Annotated in this window: 8 protein-coding genes and 2 CRISPR repeat arrays (1 of these 10 running past the window's edge); all 8 genes read left to right on the plus strand. The window is 51.8% G+C overall.

Going from position 1 to position 11,843, the window contains the following annotated elements; genetic code table 11:
- Positions 1-1,080: direct repeats of the CRISPR family, unit length 29 nt; unit sequence GTGTTCCCCGTGAGTACGGGGATGAACCG; it begins 232 nt to the left of the window's first position.
- A 156-nt stretch (positions 1,081-1,236) separates the two neighbouring features.
- Genes cas3 through cas2e form a run of 8 tightly spaced genes read left to right on the plus strand, consistent with a single transcriptional unit; the run spans position 1,237 to position 9,983 of the window.
- On the plus strand, positions 1,237-3,969 hold the full coding sequence (gene cas3 / locus KCG43_RS19880) for a CRISPR-associated helicase Cas3' (protein ID WP_218387120.1): 2,733 nt from the start codon (positions 1,237-1,239) through the stop codon (positions 3,967-3,969).
- A complete protein-coding gene (gene casA, locus KCG43_RS19885) occupies positions 3,969-5,603 on the plus strand; it encodes a type I-E CRISPR-associated protein Cse1/CasA (RefSeq protein WP_218387122.1) in 1,635 nt (544 codons plus the stop codon). Before cas3 ends, casA begins: the two co-directional genes overlap by 1 nt.
- Positions 5,604-5,623: 20 nt before the next feature.
- Positions 5,624-6,181: a type I-E CRISPR-associated protein Cse2/CasB gene (gene casB / locus KCG43_RS19890; RefSeq protein WP_218387124.1), complete on the plus strand. Its 558-nt coding sequence runs from the start codon at positions 5,624-5,626 to the stop codon at positions 6,179-6,181.
- 25 nt (positions 6,182-6,206) lie between these two features.
- Positions 6,207-7,241 carry a type I-E CRISPR-associated protein Cas7/Cse4/CasC gene (gene cas7e, locus KCG43_RS19895; protein WP_218387127.1) on the plus strand — a complete coding sequence of 345 codons (1,035 nt, stop codon included), beginning with the start codon at positions 6,207-6,209 and terminating at the stop codon, positions 7,239-7,241.
- A gap of 12 nt (positions 7,242-7,253) precedes the next feature.
- The gene (cas5e, locus tag KCG43_RS19900; protein WP_218387129.1) at positions 7,254-8,045 is read left to right on the plus strand and encodes a type I-E CRISPR-associated protein Cas5/CasD; all 792 of its coding nucleotides are present in this window, start codon (positions 7,254-7,256) and stop codon (positions 8,043-8,045) included.
- A complete protein-coding gene (gene cas6e, locus KCG43_RS19905; RefSeq protein WP_218387132.1) occupies positions 8,032-8,706 on the plus strand; it encodes a type I-E CRISPR-associated protein Cas6/Cse3/CasE in 675 nt (224 codons plus the stop codon). Before cas5e ends, cas6e begins: the two co-directional genes overlap by 14 nt.
- A 54-nt stretch (positions 8,707-8,760) precedes the next feature.
- Complete coding sequence (gene cas1e, locus KCG43_RS19910; RefSeq protein ID WP_218387133.1) at positions 8,761-9,681, plus strand: type I-E CRISPR-associated endonuclease Cas1e; 921 nt, start codon at positions 8,761-8,763, stop codon at positions 9,679-9,681.
- A 2-nt stretch (positions 9,682-9,683) separates the two neighbouring features.
- A complete protein-coding gene (cas2e, locus tag KCG43_RS19915) occupies positions 9,684-9,983 on the plus strand; it encodes a type I-E CRISPR-associated endoribonuclease Cas2e (protein WP_218387134.1) in 300 nt (99 codons plus the stop codon).
- Positions 9,984-10,057: 74 nt separating this feature from the next.
- A CRISPR array of direct repeats spans positions 10,058-11,794; the repeat unit is 29 nt; unit sequence GTGTTCCCCGTGAGTACGGGGATGAACCG.
- Positions 11,795-11,843 lie beyond the last annotated feature (49 nt).

Raw genomic sequence — 11,843 nt, forward strand, 5'->3', positions numbered from 1 at the left:
GCGGCCCTGGCGGGTGTTCCCCGTGAGTACGGGGATGAACCGATATCTTTGATTTTCTCCTGGTTGTTAATGTTGTGTTCCCCGTGAGTACGGGGATGAACCGTTTTAGAGGCGGAGATTGCCGCTGCATCAAATGTGTTCCCCGTGAGTACGGGGATGAACCGTTATCAACCTGTCGCAAGGTGGCGGCAGTGAAGTGTTCCCCGTGAGTACGGGGATGAACCGCTGGAGCAATGGCGGCGACCCATGGAACGCAGGTGTTCCCCGTGAGTACGGGGATGAACCGGGATGAGGTTTTTATGGCAGTCACAATCAGGAGTGTTCCCCGTGAGTACGGGGATGAACCGCGGTGCCAGGCTAACACTCTGCCGCTGTCCTGGTGTTCCCCGTGAGTACGGGGATGAACCGTTTGTTCACTGATTCTCTTCTGGGTCTGACAAGTGTTCCCCGTGAGTACGGGGATGAACCGGCGGCTATCCGTCTTCTGGTTTAAATCTTTTTGTGTTCCCCGTGAGTACGGGGATGAACCGGGGGCCATTCTAGATCAGTGCGGGTTCAATAGGTGTTCCCCGTGAGTACGGGGATGAACCGAGCTGGTTAGTGTACGAATGCTGTCTACATGTAGTGTTCCCCGTGAGTACGGGGATGAACCGCGATATCTGCAGCTTTTTGCTGAGAAAATCCCGTGTTCCCCGTGAGTACGGGGATGAACCGGTCGCCAGCTGAATTTTCTCACCTGAGCCGGTGTGTTCCCCGTGAGTACGGGGATGAACCGTGTGCAAGGATTAATGGAGTTAAATCCTTGTTGTGTTCCCCGTGAGTACGGGGATGAACCGAACACCTGCCCCGTACCAATCGCATCGATGTTGTGTTCCCCGTGAGTACGGGGATGAACCGTCACCACGCAAACAGGTGAGATTAAGCTCAAGGTGTTCCCCGTGAGTACGGGGATGAACCGACAATCAGCCAGGTGCATGGGGTCAGCCACAGGTGTTCCCCGTGAGTACGGGGATGAACCGCCTGAAATACTTGAGCTTGCTGGTATTCTTGGGTGTCCCCCGTACGTACGGGGATGACGAAAACAACACTCCTGCACGTTCTGTGTCGGTGCGGGCCCAGATTCCTTTTGCATTGATAAGGATTGATTTCACACCGTTGACTTTCATAGTTGAATCACAGTATTCATCTGATTTCATTTGTATAGTTCGGCTTAAGATGATTGATTGTGGTGCGGTGATGCCAACTTATTTTCAGTACTGGGGAAAAGCCAAACGCGATCCGAAACAGCCCGGTGCGGATTATCATTTACTGCCGTACCACTGCCTGGATGTTGCCGCGGTCGGTTACCTGTTGATGGATCCGAACAAGCCGCTCACACGGGACTTAGCCGATTTTCTGGAAATCACCCCCGAACAATTGTGTGCCATCTGGACTTTTTGTCTGGCACTGCACGATTTGGGCAAATTCGCGGCGGCGTTTCAGCAGCTCTCTCCTGCTGGCTATAAAGCGATGCGGAATTCGAAACGTGTGAAGTGCTATGACAGTAAAGCGTTTCGTCATGACCGGATGGGATATTACGTCTGGCTTCAATGTGAATCCACGGTGCTTCCCAAACTATTACAAAGTAGAAAGCTATCACTCGATGAGGAGGAATACTTTGCCGATAGCTTGCTGGTTTTAATGGATTGTGTTTTGGGACACCATGGATTACCGATAAGTCAAAAATCGCCTGATTCCACAGAAGCTTTTACAGAGAATCATAATATTGACGATGCGGCGAATTTTTCTTCAGATCTAACAGAGCTATTTAGGACGACATGGCCAGTCGACAAAATGCTATCTGAAGAATGGCGCAGGCGTCTGAAGTTGGTTAGCTGGCAATTTGCAGGACTGGCCGTACTGGCCGACTGGATTGGTTCTGATCAGAATTTTTTCAAATACTGTGACGAACCAGTGCCACTGAGTAATTACTGGTCAGAGGCATTATCTCACGCCCAAAAAGCGCTCGCCAATACCGATCTGAACCAGCAACCGCAAATAAGGCCTTTCCTTTCAGTTCAAGAACATTTCGGTTTTGATCCAACACCATTGCAGGCGTGGGCAGAAACTGTCCCCATTTGTCAGTCGCCACAGCTCTTTATTCTGGAAGATGTCACCGGTGCCGGGAAAACGGAAGCGGCACTCACGCTGACCCATCGCCTGATGCAGTCGGGCGTGGCCGATGGTTTCTATTTTGGTCTGCCGACGATGGCAACATCTAACGCGATGTTCGATCGGGTTGCTGATCACTACCTCCAGATGCTGGCGCTGGAAGACGGGCAGCAACCCAGCATTGTGCTGGCACATGGTGCCCGGGAGATGAACGAACGCTTCCGGGACGCGGTGCTCGTTTCTGGCCCGGCTGATGCCGACTATGATCGCCGCGATCACACGGCCACTGCGCAGTGTAACCAGTGGCTGGCGGATTCACGTAAGAAAGCCCTGCTGGCACCGGTCGGTGTCGGCACCATTGATCAGGTGTTGCTGGCTGTATTGCCCCGGCGTCATCAGTCGCTGCGTTTACTGGGGTTGAACCGGAAAATCCTGATCTTTGATGAAGTCCATGCCGCCGATGAATACATGTTCGAACTGCTGGAAAGCCTGCTGGCGCTGCATTTTCATCAGGGTGGTTCGGTGATTTTGCTGACGGCGACGTTGTCACAAAAGCAGCGTCAGCGCCTGAGCAATGCCTGGCTGAAAGCGGCTGAACTGCCTAGCCGGCCATTGCGGAGCACTGACTTTCCGCTGGCGACGTACATCACGGCAGACCCGGAAGCTCCTGTGGCGGAGCAAGCACTGGCAAGCCGCGCTTCGGTGAGCCGGGAAGTGACCGTTGTTCATCGGACAAGTTTCGGCGATTGCCTGCAAACCCTGTTTCGTGCCGTCGAGGCCGGACAGTGCGTGGTGTGGGTGCGCAATACGGTGAATGATGCACTGGAAGCGTTTGAAGCGGTGCGCAGCCGAATGGCGAATCCGGACGACTGTCTGTTGTTCCACAGCCGCTTTGTGCTGGCCGATCGCAAGGTGAAAGAAGATCTGGTGCTGGCAACGTTTGGCAAAAAGGCTAACGCAGCTGATCGCCGGGGCAAAGTGCTGATTGCCACTCAGGTTTTTCAGGAAAGTTTAGACGCTGATGCCGACGTGATGATCTCCGATCTCTGCCCGATTGACGATCTGATTCAGCGTACCGGGCGTTTACATCGCCATACCCGGAATGCATCGGGTGAATATCAGCAAGATTGCCAAGATGCCCGACAGCCGCCTGTGCTCTATCTCCATGCGCCGGATTGGGACGACACACCCGAAGCCGACTGGCTGAGCCGGGGTTTTCAGCAAACCCAGTTTGTGTATCGCTCGCCCGGCCGCTTATGGCTGGGGTTACGCAAGCTGCGTCAGTTGGGCGCGATTCGTATGCCGACTGACGCCCGTGAGCTGATTGAATCTGTTTACAGTGACGCATCGCTGGCACAGATCCCGCCCTCCATGCAATTCATGGAAGACGAGCATTATGCGAAAGCAAGAGGTGTTCGTGAGAAGGCGAAATCTGTGCTGATTGACTGGCAGCAATATGGTTATTGTTTGGAAAGCGCGGATAATTGGATTAACGAGAGCAGGGTAGAAATTAGTACTCGTTACAGTGATAGGGAAACGGTCGAGGTGCTGCTTGTCCGAGAATCGTCTGAAGGAATACTGGTTCCCTGGGTGGATGACGATCGTTTTGCCATCGCACTCAGCACTATCAAAGTGGCAAAAAACACCTATGCCGACAAACTGGCACCGATTCCCGAACATCTGCAACCTGCCGTAGAAGCGCTGCAACAGTGCTACCGGCAGATTCAATTCATGACGGTCTGGCTGCCGGAGCAAGACCCGAATTTTACTTATCACGCAACAACAGGTTTTTGTGAACGTCAGACACAGGAGGTGTGATGAACTTAGTGCACGATGCATGGCTGCCATTCAGGCTTCAAGATGGGAGTGAAAAGGTGCTTCCTATCACGGCCATTTGTAACTCTGAGGTAGTAGATTTCGCTTTACCAAGGGCTGATTTTCAGGGGGCGGCGTATCAGTTTGCCATTGGGCTGTTGCAAACTGTTTTCGCACCGAAAGATAAAAACCAATGGTGGGAATATTTTTCAACACCACCATCTACTGAGATGTTACAAGATGCGTTGAATCGGGTGGAGCATGCATTTAACACGACCGGTGATGGCCCTCTGTTTATGCAAGACTTGGATGCATTGGAGGATGCGCCAACTAAATCAGTATCAGCATTGCTGATAGAATCACCTGGAGAGAACACATGTTCTGAAAACAGAGATCATTTCGTTAAGCGTTCTGAAAGTGCTGTGATGTCATTAGAAATGGCAGTAATGGCATTGTTTACATTACAGTTACAACCCCCGACTAATAGAGGTTGTAAGGGGGGAAGAAAGGGGCTTCGCGGTCTAGGACCATTAACGACAATTATACTCTCTGATAATGACTCTGATTCACTATGGAAAAGTTTATGGTTAAATGTGATGAGCCGTGACTTTGTTCAACATCAACCTATTGATGATTTCAATAACATCTTCCCGTGGTTGAAAAAAACTGCTGATAGTAGGCCCGATGCTAAGAAAAACTTTAATCAATTGTATCCGAATGATGCACATCCTTTACATGTTTATTGGGGAATGCCTTGTCGGGTTCGGTTGATTAATGAATCTATACAGACAAATTGTGATATTTCGGGTAGGGAAAAAGAAAATGTTGTTCGTGAGTGTAAAATAAAACCTTATGGTAATTCATATTCTGCTGAGTGGCGACATTGGCTATCACCTTATCAAGATGTAGTTTCTGATGATGGGTTGCAGCCTGTAAGGACTTTTTTAAATGAGTTGAATTATAGTTACTGGTGTAATTTTGTTTTTGTAGATGATGTAGGTAAAACCAAGTGTGCTGAGACAGTCAGTCATTACTATAGCCTAATACGAAGGCGATCAGGCTTGAATCATAAACCCCGGTTATGGGTTTTTGGTTATGAAATTGACAAGAAAAAATCAGCGAAAGTCAATGGATGGTTTTCACATGAAATGCCGATATTTTCTCTGCAAAATAAGGAGCAAGGGAAAATTTGTGACATTGTCAGAGACATGATTGATTTAACAAAGGATATGTGGCAGTACACGGAAAAGATAATCTCTTATGTTTTATACGGAGTTCAAGATAAAAAAAAGGGAGATAAGAAAGAATATTTATATCCAAAGCTTCTCAAAAACGTTTCATCTTTTAATGCTGAATTTTGGCATAGAAGTGAATGTCACTTTTATGCTGTTGTACAGCAAGTGGTTGAAAGTACAGCGGGGAGTGATGTTTATTTAACGCCTGAAAATGCGAAATATTGGTTATCATCATTGCGAAGAATCTGTATGGATTTATTTGATGAATATGCATTATCTGAGTCTGTAGAAGTGCGATCTATGGAAAAACGCATGAAAGCTCGCCTTGCTTTGGATAAATATCTTTCTGCTCCTGGTAGCAGTAATAAAATTAATGATTTCGTCTTTAATTATCAAATTTAGCTCGACAGGGAGGTTGTTTGATGGACAAAGAAATAAAAAATGTTGTGCATCGCTGGTGGCAGAGTATGTATCTGCCACCCGCACAGCTTCAGGAAAAGGGCATTGCCCCGGCTCCCAGCGGTCAAAAGGCACAGCTGAAGCGCTGTGAGTCGGCTGATGCAGCCATGATGTCACCCGGTTTTCGGGTGCTCTGGGAACGGTTGCCGGAAGATATTCAGGCGCCAGAGAACGCGGAATCTTATGAATGCTGGGCGACAATTGCTGCGGCTTTGGTGCATGTGAAAACGGAAACCAGCATCAATCTTGCCACGGCGGCAGGCATGAAAGGTGAAGGGGATAAATCCGTGGTGAGTGAACTGCGTTTTGCTCAGTTGCAGAGCGCTAAAACACCGGATGAGTTTTTGCGCCGTCTGCGCCGGACCTTGCAGCAGGTGGGCGGCCAAGTGTCCGTGATCAAACTCGCAGAAGATATTGAGCACTGGTATCGGGAACATACGGGTTTTCGCCCGCGCCAAGCCGATAAACGCATCAGCGTGAAATGGGCAATGGACTATTACCGCGCCGCCTCAGGCAAATAAATCAAATTCAGAAAGGGACCACATCATGAGCCAATTTATTCAGTTACACCTGCTGACCTCTTATGCGCCATCCAACCTCAATCGAGACGACTTAGGTCGCCCGAAGACCGCTAAAATGGGCGGGTTTGATCGTCTGCGTGTCAGTTCCCAAAGTCTGAAGCGTCACTGGCGCACCTCTGATCTGTTTGAGCAAGCGATGCAGGGAGAACTGGGCATTCGCACGAAACGATTCGGTCATCAGATTTTTGAAGCCCTGACGGTGGGCGGTGTGAAAGAAAAAGACGCCAAAGCCTGGGCAAGTTCGATTGCGGGTGTATTCGGTAAAGGGAAAAAAGATGCGCTTGAAATAGAACAGCTTGCCCATATCAGCCCGGCGGAGCAGGATGCGGCCTTGTCGCTGGCTGCGGTGCTGGCGGCTGAAAATCGAGCGCCTAACTCAGATGAGCTGAATTTATTGAAAGCAGAGCAAACCGCGGTTGATATTGCCCTGTTTGGTCGAATGCTAGCCTCTAGTCCGGCGTTTAATGTCGAAGCGGCCTGTCAGGTCGCCCATGCGATTAGTGTGCACAGCGTGGTGGTTGAAGATGATTACTTTACTGCGGTGGATGATCTGAACAGCGGTAAAGCGGATGCTGGTTCCGCGCATATCGGTGAGCAGGGCTTTGCTGCTGCTCTGTTCTACAGTTATATCTGCATTAACAAAACATTGCTGGTTGAAAACCTGGGCGGTGATGAAACACTGGCGAACCGGGCGATTCGTGCGCTGACCGAATCTGCGGTGAAGGTGTCACCAACCGGGAAACAAAACAGCTTTGCTTCCCGTGCGTATGCCAGTTTTGTGCTGGCAGAGAAAGGAGAGCAGCAACCGCGTCAGTTGTCCGTTGCTTTCCTCAAGCCTGTGCAAGAAGATGATCAGGGTGAAGCGGCTGTGGGCGCGCTGGTTGCGCAAGCAGAGAAATTTGATCGCGTGTACGGCGACTGTGCAGATGCACGCTATTCGCTGAGTGCCTTTACCGGAGAAGGTTCACTGGCTGAATTGCTGAGTTTTGTGGCGGAATAAACCGGAGGCAGGATGAAGAACTATTTGGTTTTTCGATTATACGGCCCGTTGGCGAGCTGGGGACAAGCTGCGGTGGGCGGTGACCGCCCGACCGGGATTCAGCCGACCCGTTCAGCAATTCTTGGCTTGTTAGGTGCAGCGCTGGGGATCCGGCGAGAGGATGAAGCCGGGCTGAAAGCGTTGCAGTACAGTGTTGAAGTGGCCGTGAAACAGACCACGCCCAGCACCTTGATGCGGGATTATCACACGGCGCAGGTACCTTCACAGAGCAATAAAGTGGTGCACCGTTCCCGTAAAAGCGAACTCAGTGAAGACAAACTCAATACCGTGCTGTCGAGCCGGGATTACCGCTGTGACGGGCTGTGGATCGTTGCGGTGTCGCTTACCGATAAGGCAAGTATCAGTCTGGTTCAGTTGCAGGCTGCGTTGCTCAAACCGGTATTCACGCTGTGTTTGGGGCGGAAATCTTGTCCGCCAGCCTTACCGCTGATGCCAAAAGTTATCGAAAACCGATCGCTGAAAGATGCGTTGGACACGTCATTTCCGGCTTTGACCCGCTCAGAGAAAGAAGATGCATTCTGGTTGGGTCATACCGGCCGGGTGACCTATTTCTGGGAAGGGGATAAGCATGCGATTGAAGACAAGCGTGTACTGACGGTGCACCCTTGGGATGAACCGGTCCATCGCCAGCGCTGGCAGTTCCGGCAGCGGGCTATGTATCAGTTGTCGGTTTCTGAAGTGGCTGGATCCGAATTGCATGGCTCTGAAGAAACAGGGAAGGAGGATGGGCATGTATCTGTCTAAAGTGACGCTTGCTTCGTCGGGACAGGCTGCGGCGCTGTTTGCCCGGTTCGGCGGCAATGGTGCTTATTCAGGCCATCAGATGTTATGGCAGCTCTTTACACACGCAAGCGATCGCCCTTTCCTGTTCCGGGAAGAAATCGGGTCAGGCGGACGACCTGAATTTTATGTATTGTCTCAGATTGCGCCCACGCAAGATCTGCCGGTTTTTCTGGTTCAGACCAAGGTGTTTTCCCCTCAGATTCAGACCGGACAGCGGCTGGCCTTCAAGTTGCGGGTGAACCCGACCATTTGTGTGACGGACGAACAGGGTAAAAGCCGCCGTCACGATGTGATGATGCATGCGAAATATCAGATAAAGCAGTCCGGTAAAACCGAACGGGAAGCAGAAAAAGCGCTGATGAATGAGGCAGCACAGCAGTGGATCTGCGATGAAAAACGCTTAGCCACCTGGGGTATTCAACTGGATGTGCTACCGGAGATTGAGCGCTATACCCAGCATAAAAGTCAGAAAAAATCTGGCCGCCCGGTTCAGTTCTCTAGTGTGGATTTTCAGGGCATCCTGACGGTCACAGATCCGGAACGTTTCCTGGCTCAGTATTCGCAGGGCTTTGGGCGCGCTAAAGCGATGGGGTGCGGGCTGATGCTGATTCGTTCAATTTAGACGAGCTTTCAGGGCCATCATAATCATGGCCCTGTGTTTTGACAGGGAGGTGAAATGGCTTTTATTCCGCTGAAACCGATCCCGATTAAAGATCGCAATTCGATGATTTTTGTCGGGATGGGACGGATAGATGTCCGCGACGGGGCTTTTGTGGTGATCGATGAAGTCAATGGCGAGCGGATGCATATCCCGGTCGGCTCTATCGTGTGCATCATGCTGGAGCCGGGCACGCGGATCAGTCATGCCGCTGTCAAACTGGCCGCCACGACGGGGACTTTGCTGATTTGGGTGGGTGAAGCGGGTGTCCGGCTGTATTCCGTTGGTCAGCCGGGTGGGGCAAGGAGTGACCGTTTACTTTATCAGGCGAAACTGGCTCTGGATCCGGACTTGCGGTTAAAAGTGGTGCGGAAAATGTTTGAACTGCGTTTCGGCGAACCGGCCCCGGAACGGCGCAGTGTGGAACAGTTACGCGGCATTGAAGGTTCCCGCGTGCGGCAGACCTATCAAATGCTGGCAAAGCAGTATGGTGTCGACTGGAAAGGCCGCAATTACGATCCGAACGATTGGGCCAGAGGGGATGTGGTCAATCAATGCATCAGTGCGGCGACGTCCTGTCTGTATGGTGTGACGGAAGCGGCGATTCTGGCTGCCGGTTATGCGCCTGCGATTGGCTTTATTCATACCGGGAAACCGCTGTCATTTGTCTATGATATTGCGGATATTTTGAAGTTTGAAACCGTGGTGCCGATTGCCTTCAAAATTGCTGCGAAACAACCCCGATCGCCGGATCGGGAAGTCCGGCTGGCCTGTCGCGAACTCTTTCGTTCCGACAAGGTGCTGAGGCGGTTGATTCCATTGATCGAGGAGGTGTTGAGTGCTGGGGAAATTGAACCACCACTGCCGCCGGAAGATGCACAGCCGCCAGCAATTCCTGAGCCGAAGTCGATTGGCGATGCCGGACACAGGAGTAAATAGTCATGAGTATGCTGGTGGTTGTCACCGAAGCGGTGCCGCCCAGATTGCGGGGTCGACTGGCCGTTTGGCTGTTAGAAGTGCGCGCCGGTGTGTATGTAGGGGATGTGTCGCGCCGGGTGCGTGAAATGATCTGGGAACAGGTGACTGAACTGGCCGAAGACGGCAATGCCGTGATGAGTTGGGCTACCAATACCGAATCGGGATTTGACTTTCAGACTTACGGCGAAAATCGCCGTGAACCCGTCGATATGGATGGCTTACGCCTCGTACTGTTCAAGCCGGTTGATGCCTCAGATGCGTAGTTTTCAAAGGTGAAAAGTCTGGTAGAATTTTTGAGGTGAAAAAAGTCTATATAGAACAATGATCTAAAATTAGAGTGTTCCCCGTGAGTACGGGGATGAACCGGTTCCATGTCCATTTTCTTAGATTCAAAACCGGTGTTCCCCGTGAGTACGGGGATGAACCGTTAACATAGGAAATGGCATTTTTCAGCATGTTGTGTTCCCCGTGAGTACGGGGATGAACCGTATCGGGCATCACGGCCCCCTTCCTGAGCACCGTGTTCCCCGTGAGTACGGGGATGAACCGCTAAAACGCTCTGTAATCCATTCTAAGCGCCCGTGTTCCCCGTGAGTACGGGGATGAACCGGGCGCGATACTGCTTACCGACCGGAGCGAACGGTGTTCCCCGTGAGTACGGGGATGAACCGGGATGAATGAGTTCACATGTTGGGGTGGGCGAGTGTTCCCCGTGAGTACGGGGATGAACCGTGGCCACGGCCCTCAGTCTCAGCCTTCGCACCGTGTTCCCCGTGAGTACGGGGATGAACCGCGAGCTGTTGTATGAGGCCCGGGTTCCGTATTGTGTTCCCCGTGAGTACGGGGATGAACCGGTATCAAACGGTCTGGCGCGGAAACGGATGGAGTGTTCCCCGTGAGTACGGGGATGAACCGTCCGCCCTCGAACAGGATTTCACCCGCGCCGAGTGTTCCCCGTGAGTACGGGGATGAACCGCCCTTGCTTTTGGTTTCTCTCTACTTCCGATGGTGTTCCCCGTGAGTACGGGGATGAACCGCACAGGGTAAACATCCAGCCACTGAACCAGAAGTGTTCCCCGTGAGTACGGGGATGAACCGTCATTGAGATTATCGAAAATATCATGTTCGAAGTGTTCCCCGTGAGTACGGGGATGAACCGCGCAGGACATACCGGAGGATAGCTGGGCTAAGGTGTTCCCCGTGAGTACGGGGATGAACCGGGAAAAGGCAAAATCTAAGGCGCTGGCCGTGCGTGTTCCCCGTGAGTACGGGGATGAACCGCGGTTCAACTGATGTCGATGCTGTCGCCGTGCGTGTTCCCCGTGAGTACGGGGATGAACCGATCATTGATGAACTTAGGCGACGCAACCCGAAGTGTTCCCCGTGAGTACGGGGATGAACCGGTCGGTGTAAGCCGAACTGCGATTGATAAGGCGTGTTCCCCGTGAGTACGGGGATGAACCGATGCCTATATTTTCACTCTATCGTACTGCCACGTGTTCCCCGTGAGTACGGGGATGAACCGCCCTTTCAGTATCGCCAAAGAGAATTACTGGAGTGTTCCCCGTGAGTACGGGGATGAACCGCAGGTATTCGGGTCAGTGTGGTCAATCCGGATGTGTTCCCCGTGAGTACGGGGATGAACCGCAGGTGTTGATTCCCGGTGAAGGGCTGCGCCCGTGTTCCCCGTGAGTACGGGGATGAACCGTTGATGATCCGTGTTCTAACTGACGATTCACCGTGTTCCCCGTGAGTACGGGGATGAATCGGAAGCTTTCCACATCCGGCCACTGGTTGTCCCGTGTTCCCCGTGAGTACGGGGATGAACCGACGAGCTGAATAAACGACTGGATAATTCCAGAGTGTTCCCCGTGAGTACGGGGATGAACCGTGAGCTCCTGATGCATATGATTATGCTTCTTTGTGTTCCCCGTGAGTACGGGGATGAACCGGATTGGCCACAGGAACTGAGCAGCCCTTCCGAGTGTTCCCCGTGAGTACGGGGATGAACCGCATTCAGAACTCAAAACGGATGGTACTGCGCAGTGTTCCCCGTGAGTACGGGGATGAACCGCCAGCTGCAGTGATGTAGCAACGAAAGTCACGGTGTTCCCCGTGAGTAC

The sequence above is a fragment of the Photobacterium sp. WH24 genome (assembly GCF_019204055.1).
GTDB lineage: Bacteria > Pseudomonadota > Gammaproteobacteria > Enterobacterales > Vibrionaceae > Photobacterium > Photobacterium arenosum.